This window comes from Collimonas sp. (assembly GCF_039923675.1).
GTDB lineage: Bacteria > Pseudomonadota > Gammaproteobacteria > Burkholderiales > Burkholderiaceae_D > Collimonas.
The window spans coordinates 41,454-64,569 of sequence record NZ_JBDTCG010000052.1 but is presented as its reverse complement, the minus strand read 5'-3'; the positions used below and the strand labels follow the sequence as shown (position 1 = coordinate 64,569).

Annotated in this window: 22 protein-coding genes; 9 read left to right on the top strand and 13 right to left on the bottom strand. The window is 57.2% G+C overall.

All coding sequences use genetic code 11. From position 1 onward, the window contains the following. The first annotated feature begins 68 nt into the window (after positions 1-68). Positions 69-923: an ABC transporter permease gene (locus ABI171_RS09900; protein WP_348092394.1), complete on the top strand. Its 855-nt coding sequence runs from the start codon at positions 69-71 to the stop codon at positions 921-923. Between the two features lie 73 nt (positions 924-996). Here ABI171_RS09900 and ABI171_RS09895 read toward each other — a convergent pair whose 3' ends face one another. From ABI171_RS09895 to ABI171_RS09845, 11 genes are all read right to left on the bottom strand, one after another. After that, positions 997-1,731 (bottom strand): metallophosphoesterase family protein, encoded by a 735-nt coding sequence (locus ABI171_RS09895; RefSeq protein ID WP_348092393.1) that lies wholly within the window; start codon positions 1,729-1,731, stop codon positions 997-999. A gap of 140 nt (positions 1,732-1,871) precedes the next feature. Next, complete coding sequence (locus tag ABI171_RS09890; RefSeq protein WP_348092392.1) at positions 1,872-3,593, bottom strand: PhoH family protein; 1,722 nt, start codon at positions 3,591-3,593, stop codon at positions 1,872-1,874. Positions 3,594-3,847: 254 nt separating this feature from the next. After that, on the bottom strand, positions 3,848-4,318 hold the full coding sequence (locus tag ABI171_RS09885) for a peroxiredoxin (RefSeq protein ID WP_348092391.1): 471 nt from the start codon (positions 4,316-4,318) through the stop codon (positions 3,848-3,850). Between the two features lie 66 nt (positions 4,319-4,384). Next, positions 4,385-5,326 (bottom strand): polysaccharide deacetylase family protein, encoded by a 942-nt coding sequence (locus ABI171_RS09880; protein ID WP_348092390.1) that lies wholly within the window; start codon positions 5,324-5,326, stop codon positions 4,385-4,387. 88 nt (positions 5,327-5,414) lie between these two features. Then, positions 5,415-6,470 (bottom strand): bifunctional UDP-4-keto-pentose/UDP-xylose synthase, encoded by a 1,056-nt coding sequence (locus ABI171_RS09875; protein ID WP_348092389.1) that lies wholly within the window; start codon positions 6,468-6,470, stop codon positions 5,415-5,417. A gap of 115 nt (positions 6,471-6,585) precedes the next feature. Continuing rightward, positions 6,586-7,494: a formyltransferase gene (locus tag ABI171_RS09870; protein ID WP_348092388.1), complete on the bottom strand. Its 909-nt coding sequence runs from the start codon at positions 7,492-7,494 to the stop codon at positions 6,586-6,588. After that, on the bottom strand, positions 7,491-8,447 hold the full coding sequence (locus ABI171_RS09865) for a glycosyltransferase (RefSeq protein ID WP_348092387.1): 957 nt from the start codon (positions 8,445-8,447) through the stop codon (positions 7,491-7,493). Before ABI171_RS09865 ends, ABI171_RS09870 begins: the two co-directional genes overlap by 4 nt. A gap of 27 nt (positions 8,448-8,474) precedes the next feature. Next, positions 8,475-9,620, bottom strand: coding sequence for a DegT/DnrJ/EryC1/StrS aminotransferase family protein (locus ABI171_RS09860; RefSeq protein ID WP_348092386.1), 1,146 nt, complete (start codon positions 9,618-9,620; stop codon positions 8,475-8,477). Between the two features lie 32 nt (positions 9,621-9,652). After that, positions 9,653-10,024, bottom strand: coding sequence for an EamA family transporter (locus ABI171_RS09855; RefSeq protein ID WP_348092385.1), 372 nt, complete (start codon positions 10,022-10,024; stop codon positions 9,653-9,655). A 12-nt stretch (positions 10,025-10,036) separates the two neighbouring features. Next, positions 10,037-11,803, bottom strand: a complete 1,767-nt coding sequence (locus tag ABI171_RS09850) for a glycosyltransferase family 39 protein (RefSeq protein WP_348092384.1) — start codon at positions 11,801-11,803, stop codon at positions 10,037-10,039. Next, on the bottom strand, positions 11,796-12,194 hold the full coding sequence (locus ABI171_RS09845; RefSeq protein ID WP_348092383.1) for an Mth938-like domain-containing protein: 399 nt from the start codon (positions 12,192-12,194) through the stop codon (positions 11,796-11,798). Before ABI171_RS09845 ends, ABI171_RS09850 begins: the two co-directional genes overlap by 8 nt. 431 nt (positions 12,195-12,625) lie before the next feature. On the opposite strand from ABI171_RS09845, the gene ABI171_RS09840 reads away from it, so the two are divergent. From ABI171_RS09840 to ABI171_RS09830, 3 genes are all read left to right on the top strand, one after another. After that, positions 12,626-13,855: a pyridoxal phosphate-dependent aminotransferase gene (locus ABI171_RS09840; protein WP_348092382.1), complete on the top strand. Its 1,230-nt coding sequence runs from the start codon at positions 12,626-12,628 to the stop codon at positions 13,853-13,855. Between the two features lie 168 nt (positions 13,856-14,023). Then, positions 14,024-15,334: a homoserine dehydrogenase gene (locus ABI171_RS09835; RefSeq protein WP_348092381.1), complete on the top strand. Its 1,311-nt coding sequence runs from the start codon at positions 14,024-14,026 to the stop codon at positions 15,332-15,334. A gap of 86 nt (positions 15,335-15,420) precedes the next feature. After that, the gene (locus ABI171_RS09830; RefSeq protein WP_348092380.1) at positions 15,421-15,810 is read left to right on the top strand and encodes a lysozyme inhibitor LprI family protein; all 390 of its coding nucleotides are present in this window, start codon (positions 15,421-15,423) and stop codon (positions 15,808-15,810) included. A gap of 116 nt (positions 15,811-15,926) precedes the next feature. On the opposite strand, the gene ABI171_RS09825 is transcribed toward ABI171_RS09830, so the two are convergent. Both ABI171_RS09825 and ABI171_RS09820 read right to left on the bottom strand, forming a co-directional pair. Further along, positions 15,927-17,390: an OprD family outer membrane porin gene (locus ABI171_RS09825; protein WP_348092379.1), complete on the bottom strand. Its 1,464-nt coding sequence runs from the start codon at positions 17,388-17,390 to the stop codon at positions 15,927-15,929. A gap of 331 nt (positions 17,391-17,721) precedes the next feature. Then, positions 17,722-18,630: a YicC/YloC family endoribonuclease gene (locus tag ABI171_RS09820; protein ID WP_348092378.1), complete on the bottom strand. Its 909-nt coding sequence runs from the start codon at positions 18,628-18,630 to the stop codon at positions 17,722-17,724. 95 nt (positions 18,631-18,725) lie between these two features. Between ABI171_RS09820 and ABI171_RS09815 the strand changes: the two genes are divergently transcribed. The 5 genes from ABI171_RS09815 (at position 18,726) to ABI171_RS09795 (ending at position 23,110) form a co-directional block, all read left to right on the top strand. Further along, on the top strand, positions 18,726-19,742 hold the full coding sequence (locus ABI171_RS09815; protein WP_014006434.1) for a serine/threonine-protein kinase: 1,017 nt from the start codon (positions 18,726-18,728) through the stop codon (positions 19,740-19,742). A gap of 80 nt (positions 19,743-19,822) precedes the next feature. After that, the gene (locus ABI171_RS09810) at positions 19,823-20,737 is read left to right on the top strand and encodes a PP2C family serine/threonine-protein phosphatase (RefSeq protein ID WP_348092377.1); all 915 of its coding nucleotides are present in this window, start codon (positions 19,823-19,825) and stop codon (positions 20,735-20,737) included. Between the two features lie 72 nt (positions 20,738-20,809). Further along, positions 20,810-21,544 carry a ribonuclease PH gene (gene rph / locus ABI171_RS09805; RefSeq protein ID WP_348092376.1) on the top strand — a complete coding sequence of 245 codons (735 nt, stop codon included), beginning with the start codon at positions 20,810-20,812 and terminating at the stop codon, positions 21,542-21,544. Positions 21,545-21,636: 92 nt separating this feature from the next. Continuing rightward, positions 21,637-22,431, top strand: coding sequence for a TatD family hydrolase (locus tag ABI171_RS09800; protein ID WP_348092375.1), 795 nt, complete (start codon positions 21,637-21,639; stop codon positions 22,429-22,431). Next, the gene (locus tag ABI171_RS09795; protein ID WP_348092374.1) at positions 22,424-23,110 is read left to right on the top strand and encodes an ankyrin repeat domain-containing protein; all 687 of its coding nucleotides are present in this window, start codon (positions 22,424-22,426) and stop codon (positions 23,108-23,110) included. The genes ABI171_RS09800 and ABI171_RS09795 overlap by 8 nt, the downstream gene beginning before the upstream one ends. The last annotated feature ends 6 nt before the right edge of the window (positions 23,111-23,116 follow it).

Below are 23,116 nucleotides of genomic sequence, written 5' to 3'. Positions count from 1 at the left end.
TTTTATCCCATTACACAGGGTCGCTTGTTTGCCGTGGTTTCGCGGCCGGCGGCCACAAAGAGGCAACCATGAATCAAGCAAACACTATCGACAAGCTCAGCGCCGCCAGCCTGGCTACTGTCGAACAAGAAGCACAACGAAAAATCAAGCAGCGCTACTGGCTGGTGATTTCCCTCCGCATCGCCATTCTGATCCTGACGCTGGGCGGTTGGGAACTGGCGGCGAGGCTGCAATGGATAGATCCGTTTTTCTTTTCGCAACCTTCGCTGATCGTAATCCAGATCTATGACTGGATCGTTGAGGGTACCTCGCAAGGGCCGCTGTGGACCCAGGTACTGGTGACACTGGAAGAAACCGTGCTGGGCTTCCTGATCGGCTCGGTGGCAGGCGTCATCTGCGGTATTTTGTTGGGCCGTAACAAGCTGTTGTCGGATATCTTCAGCATCTACATTCAAGTTGCGAATTCGATTCCGCGGGTCGTGCTTGGCTCGATTTTCGTGATTGCGCTGGGCCTGGGCATGGCTTCCAAAGTCGCGTTGGCGGTGGTGATGGTGTTCTTCGTCGTATTCGGCAATGCCTTCCAGGGCGTGCGTGAAGCCGACCGTTACATGATTGCCAATGCCCAGATCCTGGGCGCATCGCCGCGCCAGGTCACCATGGCGGTCGTGATTCCCTCCGCGCTGAGCTGGATCCTGGCGAGCTTGCATGTCAGCTTCGGCTTCGCCCTGGTGGGCGCTGTGGTCGGTGAGTTCCTTGGTTCCAAGCAGGGGATCGGCTTGCTGATCTCGACGGCGCAAGGCGCTTTCAACGCCAGCGGCGTGTTCGCCGCCATGATTGTGCTGGCGGTGGTGGCCCTGGCGGCAGATTATTTGCTGACCACGCTAGAAAAACGTTTGCTGAAATGGCGTCCTGTGGCATTCTGAGTAAGTCGGTAACGTGTCTTAAGGTTGCGGCGCATTTTTATTGATGCGCCGTTTTTTTATTGTCATTTCAGTTTCAGGCTCTTCCAGTGACAAGCCAGCTTGCCCAGTCGGCACGGCCGTTTTTTGCGGCTTCTGCGGCAGCCTTGTGATGGTCGTAAGTTATGCATCGGTGATTAACGCTCCAGCCGTAAGTGTCTTTCTCGCAAATCGCATAACGGGCATGCGGGCTGCCGTTTTCGATGACGTGGAAGTAGGGCAGGTCATCGTCATAGGCTTGCAGGCCGACGCTACCGGGATTGACCACCAGCCGTCCGCCTGAAACGGCGCAGACGCGTGGCTTGTGGCTGTGGCCGCAGATGATCAACTGCTGGCTTACACCCGCGGCATGCGTTTCAATCTGTGAGTCTGCGGCCATGTGGCAGCCATGCTGATCGACGCTCTCAAGAAAATAGATCAGGTCGCTGACGGGGGTGCCGTGGCACATGAAAACGTTTTCAGCGACATTCAGTGTGCCTGGCAATCCCTGGATCCAGTCGCGTTGCGCTTGCGTGGTGTTTTCAAAGGCAAACTGATCGGTCGGATGTCCGGTTTTTGTGGCGCAGGCCAGCAACTGGCGCTCATGGTTGCCGGCAATGGTAGGCAGCGCGAGCGACATCAGCAGATCGGCGGTAGCGGCCGGCGCCAGCGGTCCGGACAGGATATCGCCGGCGTTGACGATGAGATCCGCGCCTTGTCGTTTGATGTCCGCCAGCACGGCCTCCAGTGCCCAGATATTTGCATGGATGTCGGAAAGAATAGCGATTCTCATTGGCGACTCTCTTCAGATGAATTTCAGATGAATATCACATCATCAAATAAAAACGGGTGTAATTCAATCAGTGATTGAATTACACCCGTTTAGCCTTCCTGGCGGCGCAGCAACCATCGCTGCGCCGCTTTCAAGCGAGATTACAGCACATCGCTCGCATGATCAGCCAAACGTGAACGTTCGCCGCGCGCCAGTGTGACGTGGCCGCTGTGCGACCAGCCCTTGAAACGGTCGACCACGTAAGTCAGGCCGCTTGAGCCTTCGGTCAGGTACGGCGTATCGATCTGCGCAATGTTGCCCAGGCAGATGATCTTGGTGCCCGGACCGGCACGCGTCACCAGCGTTTTCATTTGCTTAGGCGTCAGGTTTTGCGCTTCGTCGATGATCAGGAACTTGTTGACGAAGGTGCGGCCGCGCATGAAGTTGAGCGACTTGATCTTGATGCGCGAACGGATCAGATCCTGGGTGGCGGCGCGACCCCATTCGCCGGCATCGGAATCGGATTTGTTGAGCACTTCCAGGTTGTCGTCGAAGGCGCCCATCCACGGCCCCATCTTCTCTTCTTCCGTACCCGGCAGGAAACCGATATCTTCACCGACCGGCACCGTGACGCGGGTCACGATGATTTCGTTGTAGGTCTTGGTTTCCAGTACCTGTGCCAAGCCCGCCGCCAACGCCAGCAAGGTCTTGCCGGTACCGGCCTGACCCAGCAGCGTGACGAAATCGCAATCCGGATTCATCAGCAGGTTGAGCGCAAAATTCTGCTCGCGGTTGCGGGCGGTAATGCCCCACACGCTGTTCTTGGCGTGGCCGTAGTCGCGCAAGGTTTGCAGCACTGCGGTTTTGCCGTTGATCTGCGTGACCTGGCCGTAGAACGCCGGTTCGCCGTTTTTCGGTTCGATGAAGACGAACTGGTTGACCAGCAAAGTCGGCACCAGAGGACCGCTCAGGCGGTAGTAGGTGTAGCCGGTGCCATGCTTGTTTTCCTGCCAGGACTCGATACCCTTGCCGTGCTTGATCCAGAAATCATCCGGCAATTGCTGGATGCCCGAGTACAGCAGGTCGGTATCTTCCAGTACATGGTCATTGAAGTAGTCTTCCGCCGGCAAACCCATGGCGCGCGCCTTGATGCGCATATTGATGTCTTTTGACACCAGCACCACCGGACGGCCCGGGGTTTCGGCTTCGAGGGCGCGCACCACGCCGAGAATCTGGTTGTCGGCTTTTCCGACCGGCAAACCTTCCGGCAGATCGGCATTTTGCAGCTTGGTCTGGAAGAACAGGCGGCCCTTGGCATCCTTGTTGCCAAGTTTGGATAACAGAATGCCTTCTTCGATCTGGTCGTCAACGGTATTGCCTACCAGCGCATCCAGCGAACGCGACACCTGGCGGGCATTGCGAGCAACCTCTGTCATGCCTTTCTTATGGTTGTCGAGTTCTTCCAGCGTCACCATCGGCAGATAGATATCGTGCTCTTCAAAGCGGAACAGCGAGCTTGGATCATGCATCAGCACGTTGGTGTCCAGCACGAACAGTTTGGTCACGCCGGATTTATCGGCGGCGCGGCTGGTGCTCGATTTCGGACGGACATGGCCCTCGGCAGGTTTTGCCGGCTTGTCAGTGGACGAGTTAACTGGCGCACGCGCTTTCTCCGCGGGGGCCTTGTCGGTTTTACGGCTTTCTACCGGTTTGACTGCTGGCTTGCTTGCCTTGTCTCTGGCTTGGGGTGCAATGTCTTTGTTACGGTTAATCGGTTCAACAACGGCGATACGTGGTTTGACGGCTTTGCCGGCTTCCGCTTTTGGATAATCTTGAACGGACAGTAAAGCAGCGGGTTTGGTCGGTAATTTTGGTAGGGGCATCAGAACCTCGCTTTAAAGATGAAAAAAGGGTTCGCTTTGGTGGTAACACGAACTGGACCAAACGGGTGAAGCTACGGCTGGAACTACGAAAATATTGGTAAGGGACATAAACACTCACTAGCAATAAACACGCCCGGAACTGACTGAAACCGAGGGCGTGGCCGACAAAGTACAAATTAAAAAGTAAAAAAGCCGTTTGGGAAGGCCCTCGGGCCTTTTCCTCAAACGGCTTAACAAAATAATTTTTTGTGGATTCAATGACTTACAAACTCCAATACTTCCTCAACATGCGCAGGCACCTTCACTCCACGCCATTCTTTCACCAATGTGCCAGCGGCGTCAATGATAAACGTGCTGCGTTCGATGCCGCGCACTTGCTTGCCGTACATATTTTTCATTTTCATGACATTGAACATGGCGCACAAGGTTTCGTCGGGATCTGAAATCAGCTGGAAGGGCAGGTCCAGCTTGCTCTTGAAACCTTCATGAGAGCGAATGCTGTCGCGGCTGATGCCGAATATTACGGTATTTTTCTGCTGGAACTGCGGGTAGAGATCGCGGAACTGGATTGCTTCCGTGGTGCAGCCAGGCGTGTTGTCCTTGGGGTAAAAATACAACACTATGTTCTTGCCATGATAGTCCGACAACTTGAATGCCAGTTCACCAGTCATGGCGGCAGAAAAGTCGGGGACTGTCATGTTGATGATGGAAGGATGGTCTGCCACTGTATCGTCCTGTTCACTAGATTATGATGAATCGGTTGCCAATCAGGGTCTTGAAGAATCCGCCGATCAGCTTGCCTGCATGATCATTTCACCGGAGCGTCCCGGCAACTCCGCCCATGTGAGAGGCGCGGTTGGTAAAACCCGGTCTTTGACGTGGTGAAAATAATCCTCCATCGAGACCAGATCGTAGCCTTGCGCCTGCCAGCCCTGTAGCAACTGCTCAAATATGGGGGCGAGTTTTTGCCCTTCAAGCTCTGCATGCAGAGTAAATACATGATCGCGCGGCGTCTCGGTGAGCGCCAGGATATGGGCGGCGATGTTCGCCGGCGTCAGCTCAACGCCGTTGAAGCTGCGGCCCAGCAGTTCGTCCAGTGTCGGCAAGGTCGTCGGCAATTGGATGCATGCCAGCGTTTTGCCATCGACCTGCAAACGATGCGGCCCGGCGGCTTGGTCAGCCAGTGCGCCGTCGTCGGTCAGCATGGCGCGGCCATCGGAGGCGTAGGCCACGCCGAATTTTTCCAGTTGTTCGAAGGCGTAAGGATTCATCTGCCAGCCGGCGGCGCCATGGGTTTTCGGCGGCCGGCCAAAAATCTGGCTGAAGCGATCGAACGAGCGCTGCATTTGCTGGCTGGTCCATTCAGCGCCGCGTTGCCGCACGTGGTCTTGCCAGACGCGATGATCCCAGGTGTGGATGCCGCACTCAAAACCGGCATCGCTTACCGCTTGCATATATGTCGCGCAAGTCTTGCCGATATCCGGCGCCGGTAGCAATACGCCGTACATCAGGGTCTTGAGGCCGTAATGCTCGACCACCGAAGTGCGCGATACCTTCTGGAAGAAACCGGGGCGGAATACCTGTTTCAAGGCCCAGCCGGTATGGTCGTAACCGAGTGAGAACAGGAAAGTGGCGCGCGCCTGGTATTTGCTCAGCAGGCGCACCAGGTTAGGTACCCCTTCACGGGTGCCGCGATAAGTGTCGGCGTCGATTTTGAGGGTGAGGAGAGGCAAGTTGTCTGGTCTGGCAATAGTAAGAAGAAACTGGGTCCACGGAAGACGCGGAAAAGACTTCCGGGCTGCCGTGGACAAGGGGTGGTTCTTAGTCCATCAAGGCACGGGCTTCGGCCACTTGGCCGCGGTACGCGTCAAAAATATTGCGCAGAGTGTCGGCCATGTTAGTGGTCGGCTGCCAGCTCAGTTCGTCGCAAGTGTTGGTGATTTTCGGCACGCGGTTTTGCACGTCCTGGTAACCTTTGCCGTAGTAGGCGGCGGAAGTGGTCTCGATCAGCTGGACCTTCTTCGCCGAGTCGGCGTACTCAGGATATTCCGTTGCCAGCTTCAGCATCATGTCGGCCAGGTCGCGGATCGAGTAGTTGTTGACCGGGTTGCCGATGTTATAGATCTTGCCGCTGGCGATGCCGTCCTTGTTGGCGATGATCTTGATCAGCGCATCGATACCGTCGTCAATGTAAGTGAAGGCGCGTTTTTGCTGGCCGCCGTCAACCAGCGAGATGTTTTCGCCGCGCACGATATGGCCGAAGAACTGGGTTACCACGCGTGAGCTGCCTTCTTTCGGCGTGTGGATGGAATCGAGGCCGGCGCCGATCCAGTTGAACGGACGGAACAGGGTGAAGTTCAAACCTTCTTCCATGCCGTAGCCCCAGATCACACGATCCATCAGCTGCTTGGCGCAGGAATAGATCCAGCGCGGCTTGTTTATCGGTCCGCAAATCAATTCCGATTGCTCCGGGTCGAACTCTTCATCATGGCACATTCCATACACTTCCGAAGTCGACGGGAACACCAGATGCTTGCCGTACTTGGCGGCGGAACGGACGATCGGCAGGTTGGCTTCGAAGTCCAGTTCGAATACGCGCAGCGGCTGTTTGACATAGGTCGATGGCGTGGCGATGGCTACCAGCGGCAGGATCACATCGCACTTCTTGACGTGGTATTCGACCCATTCCTTGTTGATGGTGATGTCGCCTTCGAAGAAATGCATGCGCGACTTGTATTCTTCGTTGTCCAGCAGATCGCGGATACGGTCGGTCATCATGTCCATGCCGTAGACGTGCCAGTCGGTGGTTTCCAGGATACGCTTGGACAGATGGTGGCCGATGAAACCGTTGACGCCGAGGATGAGGACTTTTTTCATAATGTTCTATTGTTGTTGGATTGGCATTCCGCGCTGCGGAATTTCAAACGCTGCAATTCCTGCAGGGCAGAGTGGCCATAACGGCCGCCTGGCCCGCGAAATCACGCAGCCGGTTTTATAAAAGGATGTTTTGCAATGCTTCCGGTGCGACAGTTTGGTCGTTCACCAGCAATTGGTTAATCAACAGCGCATGGCCATCGCCACAGACGCCAACAATGCGATTATCCACTACCGCCAAGCCTTGAGGCAAATTTACCGGTATATCGGCAGATAAGTTGACAGGAAAGATTGCTTTTCCGATAACGAATGTATTGCCTTTGACAATTGTCCAGGCTCCGGGATAGGGCGGCGCCACTGCGCGGTACAGGTTGTACACCTGCTGCGCCGGCTGGCTCCAGTCGATTTCGCCGTCCGCCGGCTTACGGCCGCCGAAGTAGCTGCCTTGCGCCAGATTATTTGGCAGCTTCGGTGTATTACCCGCCAACATGGCCGGCAATGCGTTCCATAGGGTTTGTTCGGCCGCCACTACCACTTTGCCGAATACTTCGTAAGCGGTGTCGTCAGGCAGGATCGGTACCGAGGTTTGCGCCACGATGGCGCCGGCGTCAGGCTTGGCAGCCATTTCGTGCAAGGTGGCGCCGGTCTCGGTTTCACCATGCAACACGGCCCAGTTGATCGGCACCCTGCCGCGATATTTCGGCAGCAAGGAGCCGTGCATATTGAAGGCGCCGTGTTTGGCCAGCGCCAACAAGGCAATTGGCAGCATGTGGCGATAATAGAAGCTGAAAATGAAATCAGGATTCAAGGCTGCCACCTGTGCCAGCAATGCCGGCGTCGCGGGATCGTCCGGCGTGATCGTCGGGATGCCGCGCTGCCGGCACAACGACGCTACCGATTCGAACCAGATGGTTTCCTGCGGATTGTCTTCATGGGTGACCACCAGCGCCACCTCGACGCCGCGCGCCAGCAAGACTTTCAGGCAGCGCACCCCGACATTGTGATAGGCGAAAACGACGGCTCTCATGATGCTTGTTTATCCTCGGCTGACGATTGCTCCAGCATGGCTTGCACCACATAACGCGGCCTTGCCCGGACTTGCTGGTAGATGCGGCCGACGTACTCGCCGACCAGGCCGATGCCGAACAGGATCATGCCCATCAGGAAGAAGGCGAACGCGAACAACGTGAACACCCCTTGCACCTCGGCGCCGAACAGGAAGCGGCGCACCACCAGCACCACGAACAGCGCGGCCGAAGCGAAGGACAACACAATTCCTATCAGCGAAAACAGCTGCAGCGGTACGATGGAAAAGCCAGTCACCAGATCGAAATTCAGACGGATCAGGCTGTACAGCGAGTATTTCGATTCGCCGGCAGAACGTTCTTCATGCTCGACCACCACTTCGGCTTGCTTGCGGGCGAAGGTATAAGCCAGCGCCGGCACGAAAGTGTTGACTTCCTTGCACTGGTTGATCAGGTCGACCACGTTGCGGCCGTAGGCGCGCAGCATGTTGCCCTGGTCGGTCATCTTGATCCCGGTGATTTTCTCGCGCAGCAGATTCATGGCCTTGGAGGCAATGGTGCGCCAGGCGGAATCCTGCCGCTTGCGGCGGATCGAACCGACATAATCGTAGCCTTCGCGCATCTTGGCGACCAGGTTGCCGATTTCCTCCGGCGGATTCTGCAGGTCGGCATCGAGGGTCACGACGATTTCGCCGCGGGTCGCTTCAAACCCCGCCAGGATCGCCATGTGCTGGCCGAAGTTGCCGTTGAACAGAACCACGCGGGTGACGTCCGGCCTGAGCTGGAACTGCTCTGCCAGGATGGCTGCCGATCTGTCGCGGCTGCCATCGTTGACGTACAGGATTTCATAGCTGATGCCAAGTGCATCGAGCGCCGGGTAGAGGCGCTCGAACAGTTTGGCGAGGCCCGATTCCTCGTTATATACCGGGATGACGACGGAGAGTTCTGGTTTCATCAAGCTTTTTTAAGTTGTTAATTTTGCTTATTGATTTGCATTGAGCACGGATTTTACCGCGGACACAGAGCGTTCGACATCGTTCTTGGTCATGGTGTTGAACATCGGCAGCGAGACGATCAGGCGGCCGACCTTCTCGGCGACCGGGAACATGCCTTCCTTGAAGCCGCGCGCGCGATACATGCTCAGCAAGTGGATGGCCGGATAGTGGTAGCCGATGCCGACGCCAAGCGCCTGCATCTGTTCCATGAAGGTGGCGCGCGCCGGCTTGCCGTCGTGGCGTTCCGGCAGCACCAGTTGGAACATGTGCCAGTTGCTGTTATCGAAATCCGCCACCGGCAGCTGGGCGCCGTACTTGGCTTCAAAATCGCTGCCGAAGCAGGTGAAATAATACTGCGCCAGCTCGCGCCGATGGGCGGTGATCGCGTCGATATGCGCAAACTGGCCGAGGCCGATGGCGGCGGCGATGTCGGTCATGTTGAATTTGCCGCCGAGGACGTCGACATCCAGGCCGTCAAAGCCGCTGCGGGTCACGCCTTGCAAACGGTATTTTTCCGCCAGGCGCGCTTCTTCGGCATTGTTCAGCACCAGGCAACCGCCTTCGGAGGAAGTGATGTTCTTGTTGGCCTGGAAACTGAACGAGACAAAGTCGCCGAAAGCGCCGATGCGCCGGCCGCCCCAGGTTGAACCCAGCGCTTGGGCGGCATCTTCCACCACGCGCAGATTATGTTTTTTCGCCAACGCGTACAAGCGGTCCATGTCGACCGGCAGGCCGGACAGGTAGACCGGGATGATGGCCTTGGTGCGCGGCGTGATGGCGGCTTCGACCTGGGCCAGGTCGATATTGCGGGTGACCGGATCGATATCGGCGAAGACCGGCGTGGCCCCGGTTTCGATAATCACGTTGGCGGTGGCGACCCAGGAAATTGGCGTGGTGATGACTTCATCGCCGGTGCCGATGCCGGCGATCCGCAGCGCGATTTCCATGGTACAAGTGCCAGAGTTGAAGGTACGCACCGGGCGGCCGCCGAAATACTCTGACAACTGCGCTTCGAATGCCGCCACCTTGGGGCCGCTGGTAATCCAGCCGGAGCGCAAGACATCGCCTACTGCTGCAATGGTGGCTTCGTCGATGACGGGTTTGGCAAACGGCAGGAATGGTTGTTGGCTCATATTGGTATGTGAATATCCGGATAAAAGGTATCTTAGCTGCGAGTCAGCAATACTACGCCGACAATGATCACGCCGATAGCCACCAGGCGCTGGGCGGAAATCGCTTCGCCCAGGAAGTACCAGGCGCCGACGGCGCTGATGATGTAGCCCAGCGACAGCATCGGGTAGGCAATCGTGACGTCAACCCGCGACAGGCCGATGATCCAGACCACCACGGAAATCACGTAGCAGGTCAGGCCGCCCAGGATCGGCAGCTGGCTTGCCAACTTGATGCCGATGGCAAACCAGTTTTGCGGCGTCAGGCTGATGACGCCTACCGCATTGGTGCCGGCCTTCAGCAAGAGTTGCGCTAACGCGTTGAGGCAGACGCCGGTGATGATGAACGCAAATGTAGTGAGATTCATGGCGGTCCGGGTTTACGGTGCGGCTGCGCTTGAAGCGGATGCCGCCGGCGCCGCTTCGGCTTCAGGAGTTGACGATGCAGCCGCTGCATCGGAAGCGGCTGGTGCGGCAACCGCCGCAATACCCTGGTTGGTTACCACTACGCGGCGCGGATCCTGGCCGATGACGCGCATCGGCACGCCGCTAGCCGCCATTTCCTTGTATTTTTCCGGACGAATGATGGCAATGTCTTTCTTGCCGGCGGCCGCATCTGCATTCCATTTGACGACAAAGGCATCGATCGTCGGAATCCATAGTTGCGGCTCTTGCCCCAGGCCGAACTCCAGTTCATCCATGTGCTTGACCATGGTCATGGTGCGGCGCAGGTAGAAAGGCAGCGACTGCTCATATTTGTCGACCACGTACAGCGTGGTTTGCGGCGTCATTTCCGCATTGATCGCTGGCACCAGATCGATGCCGGCTGAGTAGCGTCCTTGCGCATCGTGGCCGTACATCAGCAGCTGGCCGCCGATAAAGCCGGCCGCAGCGAGAGCGATAATGGCCCATTCCTTCTGGCGGCGAGCCAGCAGCAAAGCGGCAATCGCGCCGATAAAGGCGACTGCGGAGGCGGCGTATACCCAAGGTACGTGCGCTTGCAACAGTGGCAGCGAATAGGCATCCTTGGCCAGCGATGGAATTTTCCACGACAAGGCCAGGCCGATCACCGACGGCAGCAACAGCAACAGGGCGGAAGCGGTGATCGCCTTGCTAGAAGCTTTATCCAGATGGCAGGCGATCAGCAACGCCAGCGCCGGGAAGATCGGAAGGATGTAAGACGGCAGCTTGGAGTCGGAAATGCTGAAGAACACGAAAATGAACAGGCTCCAGATCAGCAGCATTTTCTTCGGCTGGAAACCGGAGACGGTATGGCTTTCGCGCGCGGCATTCCACAAACTCTGGAACATGACCCCGAGCCAAGGCACGATCCCCAAGATCAGGATAGGCACGAAGTAGTAGGGCGGGCCATAGCGGTTGTGGATCTTGCTGGTAAAGCGCTGGAACTGTTCATGGATGAAGAAGAATTGCGGGAATTCAGGGTTCTTCAGCGAGATCAGCACGAACCACGGTACCGTGATGGCAAAAAACAGGATCAGGCCGAGCACCAGGTGCAAGCGTTTCCAGATCGACCAGTCGCGTGAAAAAAGAGTGTATAGGACCAGCACCGCGCCTGGAATCAGCAAGCCGATCAAGCCTTTCGACAAGACCGAGAGCGCCATGCCGGCCCAGCACAGCAGCATCCAGTTGCGCTGCTCGCTGTTGCTGATGTCGCTGCGCTGCGCCAGCAACAGCGCGCACAGCGCAATCGTCATCATGCCGGACAAGCCCATGTCGAGCGTGTTGATGTGGCCTAGGCCTGCCCAGAGGAAACTGGAGCCGAGCACCAGCGCTGCAAAAAAACCGATACGCGCCGAGAACACGCGGGCGCCGGTGAATGCGACCAGCACCACGCCCAGCAAACCGCACAAGCCGGTCCACAGGCGGGCCTGCCATTCACCCAGACCGAACAGGGTAAAGGTCAGGGCGTTCATCCAGGTTTGCAGCGGCGGCTTTTCGAAATACTTGATGCCGTTTAGTCGCAGGGTGATCCAGTCGCCGGTGGCGACCATTTCGCGCGCCATTTCGGCGTAGCGGCCTTCATCGGTAGGCACCAGGGTACGGGCGCCCAGCATGTAGCACCAGACGATGCAAAACAGCAGGAACAGCAGCCAGACGAAAGTTTTTGATTTATGCAGTTCACGCATCTTGGGCGGTTTCCTTGTTGGTATCGAAAATCAGGGCCAGGGCGACTTTACGACCCTCGGCCATCAAAATATTGTAAGTCCGGCAAGCCGCCTGATTATCCATGCATTCGACGCCGATGCGGCGCGCGGTCAGCACGGTGATCAGTTTCGGATGCACGAAACGCTGGCGCAGGCCGGTGCCGAGGATCACGACATCCGGCCGAGTGCTGTCTATATGGGTGAAATGTTCTGGGTCAAGCGCCTCGAAACTGCTGACCGGCCAGGTCACCGGCGCCGCTTCCGGCAGCACCAGCAGGCTGCGTTCGTAGCGGATCGCGTTGATTTCCACGCCTTTGTCGTCGTAGGCAGTGACAGTTTGATACTGCTGGGTAGAGGTGGTATGTAGCTTCATTGCTTAATCTTTACCTGTTGGGCTTTACACGTTAAGGGAAGATCCTACCCAGTAATTATTATTGCAGGCTTAGCTGCAAACTCACTGAAGGCATCACTTGTATCCAAGGATAGACCGCATACGATGTGCAAATTCCCGAAAAATGGAAAATAAAGTGCTGCATTGTAGCGTTTTCCGTCCTCAATCTTGCGTTATTGATTGATAAAAGCCCACGCTTTCGGCAGAATGGGTGGTTCGGGCGGTGTTTTGTGTGCCGCCGAAAAGCTGTCTGAAAAGTCGTGAAATACGGGGGCGCCGAGCCCTGGAGAGCTCTTACAAGGGGTAATCGTCCGTATTTATGCGGCGCACCTACTCCAGTGTGACGATAACCCGATTTTCCAGACAGCTTTTTAATGCTGGATAATGTTGCGTAAAATACAAGGAATTGTGCTGTGCGACCGATTCAAAAATCGAAAAAACTGGATGACGTCTGTTACGACATCCGCGGCCCTGTGCTGGAAAAAGCGCGGCAGATGGAAGAAGAAGGCCATAAGATCATCAAGCTGAACATCGGCAACCTGGCCGTGTTCGGTTTCGAGCCGCCCGATGAAATCGTGCAGGACATGATCCGCAACATGGGCAATGCCTCCGGCTATACCGATTCCAAAGGAATGTTTGCGCCGCGCAAGTCGGTCATGCATTATTGCCAGCAAAAACAGATCCAGGGGGTCACGATCGATGACATCTACCTGGGCAATGGCGCTTCGGAACTGATCGTGATGAGCATGAATGCGCTGCTCAACACCGGCGATGAAGTATTGGTGCCGGCGCCGGATTATCCGCTGTGGACCGCCGCCGTCAGCCTTTCCGGCGGTACGCCGCGCCATTACGTCTGCGACGAGCAGGCCGGCTGGTTCCCCGATATTGAAGATATCAAGAAAAAAATCAACGCCAACACGCGGGCGATTGTCGTTATCAACCCCAACAATCCGACCGGCGCCCTGTATCCGGTGGAGTTGCTGCAGCAGATCGTCGATCTGGCGCGCCAGCACCAGCTGATCATCTTTGCCGACGAGATCTACGACAAAGTGCTGTACGACGGCGAAACCCACACCTCGCTGGCCTCGCTGGCGGACGATGTGCTGTTCATCACCTTTAACGGTTTGTCGAAGAACTACCGCTCCTGCGGCTACCGCGCCGGCTGGATGGTGGTGTCGGGTGAAAAGAAACATGCCAAGGGCTATATTGAAGGCTTGAACATGCTGGCCTCGATGCGCCTGTGCGCCAATGCGCCGGGACAGTATGCTATCCAGACCGCGCTGGGTGGCTATCAAAGCATCAACGACCTGGTCGGGCCGGGCGGCCGCTTGACCCGCCAGCGCGATATGGCGTACAAACTGCTGACCGATATTCCGGGCGTCACCTGCGTCAAGCCGAAGGCGGCGCTGTATATGTTTCCGCGTCTCGATCCGAAGATGTACCCGATCGCCGACGATCAGGACTTTGCTTACGAATTGCTGGCCGAGCAGCGCGTGCTGATCGTGCAGGGCACGGGCTTCAATTGCCCGACGCCGGACCACTTCCGCGTGGTGTTCTTGCCGAACACCGACGACCTGGCCGATTCGATGGGACGCATTGCCAATTTCCTGGAAGGCTATCGCAGGCGTCACGGCACCGCCTGAATGAGTCTACAAAATTTGTGCATCATTCCCGCCCGGGTCTTTCCCGCGAACGCGGGAATCCATTTTGCGCTGCAATCTGGTTCCCCGCGTGTGCGGGGATGACAAGGGGTTTTTAGGGCAGCGTTGAGTAAGATAAGTTTTTTAATTTTTTCACAGACAGCAGAGATCATGAAATCCATCAAGGTAGGTTTGCTTGGCATAGGTACGGTCGGTTCCGGCACGTTCAACGTATTGAAGCGCAATCAGCAAGAGATTGCAGCGCGCGCAGGGAGAGCTATCGAGATTACCATGGTGGCCGATCTCGATACCGAGCGCGCCAAAAAGCTGACCGACGGTGCAGTCACCGTGGTGAACGACGCCAGGCTGGTGGTCGATAATCCGGATATCGATATCGTCATCGAACTGATCGGCGGCTATGGTATCGCCAAGGAGCTGGTATTGCGCGCGATTGCCAACGGCAAGCATGTGGTCACCGCCAACAAGGCGCTGATCGCAACCCACGGCAACGAGATTTTCAAGGCGGCGCAGGAAAAGGGCGTGATCGTCGCGTTTGAAGCGGCGGTGGCCGGCGGCATCCCGATCATCAAGGCGCTGCGCGAAGGCTTGACTGCCAACAGCATCCAGTGGATCGCCGGCATCATCAACGGCACCACCAATTTCATCTTGTCCGAAATGCGCGACAAGGGCCTGGACTTTGACGTCGTGCTGAAAGAGGCGCAACGCCTGGGCTATGCCGAAGCCGATCCTACCTTCGACATCGAAGGCGTCGACGCTGCCCACAAGCTGACCATCATGGCCTCGATCGCATTCGGCATTCCGGTGCAGTTCAACAAAGCGCACGTGGAAGGCATCACCAAGTTGCAGGCCACCGATATCCGTTACGCCGAACAACTGGGCTATCGCATCAAACTGCTCGGCATCACCAAGCGCACCGCGGGCGGCATCGAGCTGCGCGTGCATCCGACGCTGATTCCGAGCAAGCGTCTGATCGCCAATGTCGAAGGGGCGATGAATGCGGTGCTGGTGCGCGGCGACGCGGTCGGCGACACGCTGTATTACGGCAAGGGCGCCGGCGCCGAGCCGACTGCCTCGGCCGTCATTGCCGACCTCGTCGACATCACCCGCCTGGCGACTGCGGATCCGGAACATCGCGTACCGCACCTGGCGTTCCAGCCGAACGCCATGGCCGACACGCCGATCCTGCCGATGGCTGAAATCACCACCAGCTACTATCTACGCATGCATGTCGCCGATCAGCCTGGCGTGCTGGCCGACGTGACGCGGATCCTGGCCGATTCGTCGATCTCGATTGACGCCATGCTGCAAAAAGAGCCTGCTGCAGATGAGACGCGTACTGATATCATCATGCTGACGCACCAGACTCAGGAGAAGAATGTCGAAGCAGCGATTGCCAAGATCGAAGCTCTGACGACTGTGGTCGGTAGCGTGACCAAGATCCGATTGGAAGAGTTGGGCTGATTGAGCTCATGTGGCGAATGCCAAAACCTGTTCGCTTGTCTGTGATGCCATTTCGGCAGACAGCGAACGGACTCTAAGGAGAGAGTATGCGTAAGATGTTGATGGCTTTTTGCCTGGTGCTGCCTGCGGCAGCGTTTGCCCAGGTTGATCCATGCCTGTCGCAGAGCACGACTGTCGATATGAATACCTGCGCCAAGGCCGCGTTCGACAAGGATGAAAAGACCTTGAACGACACCTACCAGCAACTGGTCAGGCAAATCACCAAGCCGGACCAGGACGGCGTGCGCTACGGCGAGGTCAAGAAGAAACTGATCGATGCGCAGCGCGCCTGGGTCGGTTTCCGCAAGAAGGATTGCGACGCCGTGTATACCTACAATGAGAGCGGCACCATTCGCGATATTGAATTCCTCGGCTGCATGCGCGCTCATACGGTGCAGCGGACCAAGGAACTCAAGAACTTCATCGTCGAAAAATAATTTGCCGGGCGGGTTGTTCAGCGCCCCTAAAAGCGACATATCGAAAAGCCGTAGCGATTCTATCTGCCACGGTTTTTTTTATTTCCCTTATTGTCAGATCGAAATTTCCAGGCGCGTCAGAAAATATTCATGGGCATGTTCATGACCAGCCGGTAGATATTATTGCTGGGGTCGGAATAGTGCGAAGTGGCATGGTGATGCATCAAGGTCAGGTTGATGCTGCTGCCTTTCAATTTGCCACCCTGAATCACATAAGTCGGAATCATGCCGATTTCCCAATGCTTGCCACGCACCGGTGCGCCGTTCTTCCAATACAAGCCGTGCTGGCTGCTGGCCGGATCGGCGTAGTTTGCCGCCGTGGCCGACCCATCCGCTCCCCATCCCTGCACCAGCCAGCTCATGATTTTAAAGCCTGGCAAGCCATAGCTGCCGAGGTCGATCGTATGCCGCAGTTGCAGCGACTGCTCGCCGGGGGCGTTGTAATCGACGTTCATAGAATTGCTCAAGAAATCGCCTGCGCCTTCTCCCACATAGTCGAAGAACTGTTTGCCCTGGATTTTCTGATAGGCCAGCATCACGGTATGCGCCTTGTGCTGGGCGCTCAGCGCCACGCTATAGGCATTGGCGTTGATGGCGCCTTGCAGGCTGCTGCCCTGGTTGCGGGTAGCGTAGTAATTCAACTGACCGGTCCAGCGGATGGCGCTGGCGTCGCCGATGCTGTGCGAGAAGGCCGAATAATACTGGTCCCAGACATTTTCCGCACGGCTGGCGTACAGCGCAAATTTGGTGTCAGGGCTATAAGTATAGTCGCCCCCCAGGTAACTGAAGCGCTTGAATTGCGTGCCGCCATAGGCCGTATTCAAGGGTTGCAGGTGGGTTTGTCCGCGCGGCTGGGTTTTGGTAAAGCTGCCGGCAACCAGGTTGAGCCCGGCGATATCGCTGCTGCTCAAGGTGGTGCCGAGGAAAGTCGGTGGCAGGGCGCGGTTGTCATGCGGTTCCAGGAAAGGATTGTGGACTATCTGCGCGCCGTATTTCAACACTGTGTTGGAGGCGCGTGCCTTGACGTCATATAGGCCAAAGTAAGTCCATGCCGGCTGATTGCTGCCGCCGCCGTCGGGACCGACATGCACCATATTGCCGGCACCGTTGCCGCCATTCAGTTTGAAGGCGCTGAACAAGCCGGCGTCGGCCCCCAGGCCGATGGCGCCGGTGGTGAAACCGGATTCAAAATTCAGTTGGCTACCCAGCACCGAGGCATTGCGAGTATTGGAGCCGGTGGTTTCCAGATGGTCGGTATAGCTACGCAACAGCAGGTTCAAATGGCTGTCGCCAATCAGGCCCTTGCTGCCTGCTTGTGCCGACTCTGTTGCCGGCAGCGTCTCAGTATGCGGCTGGTCGATCGCTTCGCCATCGATGACGCCGTGCTCGCCGTGTTCTTCGGCGCGGTTAGCCGCGCGCGTTTGCGCCGCTGCGGCATGGCCGGCAGTTGGTTCCGCGGCGGAGGCACGGGGATTAAGCGCAGCCATCGCCGCTAAAGCGACAAGTGGCGTCAGGTAAGGCGTAACGCGATAAATTTTCAATGTGGTCTCCTTCGGTTACTAGACTTGATGCACCGTCAGGATTGAGGCTGCACGCAGGCAGCGGTGATGAAAGCCGGTAACGCTTGTCAAGAATTTAACAGCAGGAAAAATCTGCTGAAAATTGTTGTTAAGAAAGTTAATTATTTGTCATTAATCCTGATTGGCCGATACTACACAGGCTCGTTGATAATTGCAATATTGATAACAGTCACTACTTGCGTGATTGAAATAAGGGGCTGGGCGAGAAAATGGAGGGAGGAGGGGAAATGCCGGCAGGGCGTACTCGCTGCAGAAACCGGGTTTCTGCAGCGTCGATGATAAGGCGCTAGCCTTATTCCAGGTTTTGCACTTGTTCGCGCATCTGATCGATGAGCAGTTTCAGTTCCATGGAAGCATCGGCAAGCTCCTTGATCGCGGCCTTCGAACCAACCGTGTTGGCTTCACGGTTGAGTTCCTGCATCATGAAATCCAGGCGCTTGCCGACCTGGCCGCCTTTTTTCAGGATATGGCGGGTTTCGTTGAGATGGGCGGCCAGGCGCGACAGCTCTTCGGCGATATCGATGCGGATGCCGTACAGCGTCACTTCCTGGCGCACCCGGTCCAGCGCTTCCTCGCGCGACAGGCTGGAATTGGCGGCGTCCTGCTGCGTCAGGCCGAGCGCTTCCTGCATGCGTTCTATGGCTTTTTGCTGGAACTGCGCCACCACCAGCGGCACCAGCGGCGTAATCCGTTGCACGATGATATCCATGGCGTCGAGCCGGGTGATCAGCGTGGCTTGCAGCGCCGCGCCTTCGCGCGCCCGCGATTCGACAAAGGCTTCCAGCGTGGCCGCCATGGTGGCCTGGATATCGGCTTGCAGCGTGTCTTGGCTGATCACCGCTTCTTCGATGACGCCCGGCCAGCGCAGCAGTTCGTTGACAGTCAGTGGCGCCGCTTCGTTGAAATGCTGGCGCACCGCGCTTTGCAGATCGGCCAGCGAAGCCAGCAGCTCGGTATTCAAGACTTGCGCTGCGCCGGATGCGGTTTTACGGCCGAAACTTAGCCGGCATTCCACCTTGCCGCGCGCAATCCGGCCGATAATGGCTTCGCGCAGCGCCGGTTCGAGCGAGCGCAAATCGTCGTTGATGCGGAATTGGAGGTCGAGGAAGCGCGAATTGACGCTCTTGATCTCGATGGTAATCGTGCCCGCCGCCGTCTCGCGATTGGTGACGGCATAACCTGTCATGCTGCAGATAGTCAAAATGCTGTCCTTTGTTTCTGGTTTGCAAGGGTTTTTCTTTACAAATCAGCGATTTATCAAGACAATCCTTAGACTAATTAATAGGGTAGGATCGCATGGCCGCGCAAAACAATGCACCATTGCCTGACGGGCTAAAAATTGCTGGATACCGCATTGTAAAGAAGATTGCTTCTGGCGGGTTCAGTATTGTCTATCTGGCATACGACGAGGATGGCAACGCAGTCGCCATCAAGGAATATCTGCCAAGTTCGCTGGCGTTACGACAGTGGGGCGAACTGGCGCCGGCAATTTCGCCGGAAAACCTGCCGACTTTCAGGATCGGCTTGAAATGCTTCTTCGAGGAAGGCCGCGCCTTGGCGCGCATCGCCCATCCGAATGTGGTGAGCGTGATCAATTTCTTCCGCGCCAATGAAACGGTGTACATGGTGATGGCCTACGAATCGGGCCGCTCCTTGCAGGAACACATTCTGCGCCGCCGCGACAAAGGCGAAAAGCCGCTGGTGTCGGAGAAATTCATCCGCAAGATGTTCCGTCACGTGATGAACGGCTTGCGCGAAGTGCATACGCATAAATTGCTGCATCTGGACTTGAAGCCGGCCAATATCTACCTGCGCGCCGACGGCACGCCGATCTTGCTCGACTTCGGCGCCGCCCGCCAGACGCTGCGTTCCGATTCGCCTAAGTTATATCCGATGTATACGCCCGGTTTTGCGCCGGCCGAATTGTATGAGCGAAATGGCAACCTGGGGCCGTGGACCGATATCTACAGTATCGGCGCCTCGATTTTCGCCTGCATGGTTGGCGCGCCGCCGCAGCCGGTGGACCAGCGCAAGGTCAACGACAAGATGGAAGGCCACTTCCGCAAGCTGGAAGGCCTGTATTCACCTGAACTGATCCAGGTGGTGCGCTGGTGTCTGATGATTGATCCGCTGCAGCGGCCGCAAAGCGTGTTCGCGGTGCAGCGCGCCTTGATGGAGCCGGTGCAGGAAGAAGAAGTGAGCGTGCGCGATATGGTGACGCGCAAGATCCGTAATGTCTTCTTCACCCACATCCAGTTCCGCCGTAAAGCCGAGAGCAATCCGGATACGACGATCCAGGAAAACACCCAGTAACATGCCGGCTGGCAGGAGAGCGACTGTCCTGCCGGCAGTTTTCAGTTGTATTTTCAGTAAGAACACCATATAGAGAAGTCATGCGATTTTCTGTTTATCAAGAAAGCCATATCGGCGGCCGCAAGGTCAATCAGGACCGGATGGGATATAGCTTCACGCGTGACGCCTTGTTGCTGCTGCTGACCGACGGCATGGGCGGCCACTTGCACGGCGAGATCGCCGCCAACATCGCGATGCAAACCATCGGCTCGCTGTTCCAGAAAAATGCCCAGCCGTATATCAAGAAGCCGGAGCGCTTCCTGGAAGATGCTTTCTATGCCGCGCACATGGAAATCCATCGTTACCGCGAAGTCCACAAGTTGTCGGAAACGCCGCGCACCACGGTGGTGGCCTGCCTGATCCAGCACAACAGCGCCTTTTGGGCGCATTGCGGAGATTCGCGCCTGTACTGGATGCGCAACGGCCAGATCCTGGCGCGTACCCGCGACCACTCGCGCATCGAAAGCCTGATCGCCCAAGGCAAGGCCGATCCCTCAGAACGCGCTACGCATCCCGACCGCAACAAGCTGTTCAACTGCCTCGGCGCCACCAACATGCCGATCGTCGAACTGTCGCGCCGCGTCAGCCTGCAGGCGGGCGATGTCATGCTCTTGTGTTCCGACGGCTTATGGTCGATGCTGCCGGATCACGTCCTGGCGCAACGGCTGCAAACCAGCACCATCGTCAGGGCGGTGCCGGAGTTGGTGATTAATGCACTAGGGATTGCGGGCAAAACCAGCGATAATGTTACGGCTTTGGCAATGGCCTGGGGCAGCGACCCGAATCTCGACGACCCGTCCAGTTCGATTGTCACCCATACACTGCCGATCGGCAGCCTGACCACCACCATCCAGGCGCCGCGGCTTGGCGCGACGGATGAGCCGGACGGTTTCAGCGATGCCGATATCGAACAGGCGATCGCCGAAATTCGCGGCGCCATTGAAAAGAATATTTGATTACCTGAAGATGAAGTTATCGCCAGCCGGTCCAGGCGCGATGACTTCGTCTCGCAAATCCGAAGGATAAACATGTTGCCAATTACCCGTCCTAGCGGCCGCGCCGCCGATGTCTTGCGGACCGTCCGCCTGACCCGCAATTACACCAAACACGCCGAAGGTTCGGTACTGGTCGAATTCGGCGACACCAAAGTCATCTGCACCGCCAGCCTGGAAGAGAAGGTGCCCGGTTTCCTGAAGGGCAAAGGCCAGGGCTGGCTGACCGCGGAATACGGCATGCTGCCGCGCTCCACCAACACTCGCATGGATCGCGAAGCGGCGCGCGGCAAGCAATCCGGCCGCACCCAGGAAATCCAGCGCCTGATCGGACGGTCATTACGCGCCGCCTTCGATTTGCAAGCGTTCGGCGAACGCACCTTGCACCTGGATTGCGACGTCATCCAGGCCGATGGCGGCACCCGTACCGCCTCCATCACCGGCGCCATGGTGGCGGCCTATGATGCGTTCGCGCAGCTGTTGGAAGACAAAGCGATCGCGGCGATTCCGCTGAAGCACTTTGTCGCCGCGATTTCGGTCGGCGTCTACCAGGGCACGCCGGTGCTGGATCTGGACTATATCGAAGATTCCGGCTGCGATACCGACATGAATGTGGTGATGACCGATACCGGCCATTTCATCGAAGTGCAAGGCACTGCGGAAGGCGTCGCCTTCGACCGTCCTACCTTGAACAGCTTGCTGGACCTGGCGCAGGGCGGCATCGGCGAATTGATCCAGTTGCAAAAACAAGCCTTGGGTCTGGCGGAGTAAAGTTCCTCCGTTTGTCAGATCGATGGCTCGAAACATGACTTGCAGATAACGTTCAGCGATGAGCGGCCTCTGCAGGCTATATAATTCGCCTTATGTATATCGATTCCCATTGCCATATCAATTTTCCGGAGCTGTCCGCCAGGATGCCGGAAATTCTCGCCAAGATGGCGCAAAACCAGGTGACTCACGCGCTCTGCGTGTCGGTCGACCTGCCGGACTTCCCGCAAGTGCTGGCGCTGGCCGAGACCTATCCGCATATCTACGCTTCGGTTGGCGTCCATCCCGATTACGAGGATACGCCGGAGCCGAGCGTCGACGACCTGATCCGTCTTTCCGATCATCCGAAGATTATCGCCATTGGTGAAACCGGCCTGGACTATTACCGTTTGCAGGGTGACCTGGAATGGCAGCGTGAACGTTTCCGCCGTCATATCCGCGCCTCGCGCGCTACCGGCAAGCCGCTCATCATCCACACGCGCGCGGCGTCCGCAGACACCATCCGTATCATGCAGGAAGAGGGTGCCGGCACCGATGCCGGCGGTGCCGGCGGTGTCATGCATTGCTTTACCGAATCGCTGGCGGTAGCGGAAGCGGCGATTGCGATGGGCTTCTATATTTCCTTTTCGGGCATTGTGACTTTCAAGAGCGCGAAGGAATTGCAGGCGGTGGCGCTGGCCGTGCCTCTGACCAGCACCCTGATCGAAACCGATTCGCCTTACCTGGCGCCGGTGCCGCATCGCGGCAAGATGAACGAGCCTGGCTGGGTCATGCATGTCGGCGAATTCCTGGCTAATTTGAAAGGCGTGCCGGCAACCCAGGTCGCGCAGCAAACCACGGATAATTTTTTCAATCTGTTCAAACTGGCAAAGGAACAGGCACATGCTTAATTTACCGAACCGGATGCATGGTCGTTCATATTTTTCAGCAATTCTGTTGCTGCTGCTGGTGTTTGCGTGCCTGCCGGCGCTGAGCTGGGCCAAGAACGCCGATGATTTTTTCAAGGCAGTCAAACTCGACGACGAGCGCAGCATGAAGGCCTTGCTGGCGGCCGGCGTCAGTCCCAATCTGGTGGAAAAAGAGCGCGGTGAAACCGGCTTGATGCTGGCCTTGCGGGAGGATTCGAAGAAAGTGTTCAACCTCTTGCTGAATGCGCGCGGCGTCGATCTGAACCTGCGCGCCCGCAACGGCGACACCGCGTTGATGGTCGCCTCCTACAAGGGCGATGTGCCGGCGGTGAAAGCCTTGTTGGACAAGGAAGCCGAACCCAATAATACCGGCTGGACGGCCTTGCATTACGCGGCGGCGATCGGCAACGATGAAATCGTGCAGATGCTGCTGGATGCCTCCGCCTATATCGACGCCGGATCGCCCAACAATACAACGCCGGTCATGATGGCTGCGCGCGCCGGCAAGATCGGCACGGTCAAATTGCTGCTGGATAGCGGCGCCGACGTCACCTTGAAGAACGATGTCGGCATGACGGCGATCGACCTGGCCAAGAAATTCGACCACGACGATATCGCCGACGGACTGACTGAGCGTCTGAAAAAGGCCGGCAAGCTATAAGCCGGA

What these genes read in the sequence shown, in the direction of transcription:
- ABI171_RS09845 (WP_348092383.1), bottom strand. Translation starts at nt 12,194, where the DNA reads ATGAAGCTACATACCACCTCTACCCAGCAGTATCAAACTGTCACTGCC.
- ABI171_RS09900 (WP_348092394.1), top strand. Translation starts at nt 69, where the DNA reads ATGAATCAAGCAAACACTATCGACAAGCTCAGCGCCGCCAGCCTGGCT.
- ABI171_RS09890 (WP_348092392.1), bottom strand. Translation starts at nt 3,593, where the DNA reads ATGCCCCTACCAAAATTACCGACCAAACCCGCTGCTTTACTGTCCGTT.
- ABI171_RS09815 (WP_014006434.1), top strand. Translation starts at nt 18,726, where the DNA reads ATGGCCGCGCAAAACAATGCACCATTGCCTGACGGGCTAAAAATTGCT.
- ABI171_RS09855 (WP_348092385.1), bottom strand. Translation starts at nt 10,024, where the DNA reads ATGAATCTCACTACATTTGCGTTCATCATCACCGGCGTCTGCCTCAAC.
- ABI171_RS09895 (WP_348092393.1), bottom strand. Translation starts at nt 1,731, where the DNA reads ATGAGAATCGCTATTCTTTCCGACATCCATGCAAATATCTGGGCACTG.
- ABI171_RS09870 (WP_348092388.1), bottom strand. Translation starts at nt 7,494, where the DNA reads ATGAGAGCCGTCGTTTTCGCCTATCACAATGTCGGGGTGCGCTGCCTG.
- ABI171_RS09810 (WP_348092377.1), top strand. Translation starts at nt 19,823, where the DNA reads ATGCGATTTTCTGTTTATCAAGAAAGCCATATCGGCGGCCGCAAGGTC.
- ABI171_RS09850 (WP_348092384.1), bottom strand. Translation starts at nt 11,803, where the DNA reads ATGCGTGAACTGCATAAATCAAAAACTTTCGTCTGGCTGCTGTTCCTG.
- ABI171_RS09835 (WP_348092381.1), top strand. Translation starts at nt 14,024, where the DNA reads ATGAAATCCATCAAGGTAGGTTTGCTTGGCATAGGTACGGTCGGTTCC.
- ABI171_RS09875 (WP_348092389.1), bottom strand. Translation starts at nt 6,470, where the DNA reads ATGAAAAAAGTCCTCATCCTCGGCGTCAACGGTTTCATCGGCCACCAT.
- ABI171_RS09860 (WP_348092386.1), bottom strand. Translation starts at nt 9,620, where the DNA reads ATGAGCCAACAACCATTCCTGCCGTTTGCCAAACCCGTCATCGACGAA.
- ABI171_RS09795 (WP_348092374.1), top strand. Translation starts at nt 22,424, where the DNA reads ATGCTTAATTTACCGAACCGGATGCATGGTCGTTCATATTTTTCAGCA.
- ABI171_RS09800 (WP_348092375.1), top strand. Translation starts at nt 21,637, where the DNA reads ATGTATATCGATTCCCATTGCCATATCAATTTTCCGGAGCTGTCCGCC.
- ABI171_RS09865 (WP_348092387.1), bottom strand. Translation starts at nt 8,447, where the DNA reads ATGAAACCAGAACTCTCCGTCGTCATCCCGGTATATAACGAGGAATCG.
- rph (WP_348092376.1), top strand. Translation starts at nt 20,810, where the DNA reads ATGTTGCCAATTACCCGTCCTAGCGGCCGCGCCGCCGATGTCTTGCGG.
- ABI171_RS09830 (WP_348092380.1), top strand. Translation starts at nt 15,421, where the DNA reads ATGCGTAAGATGTTGATGGCTTTTTGCCTGGTGCTGCCTGCGGCAGCG.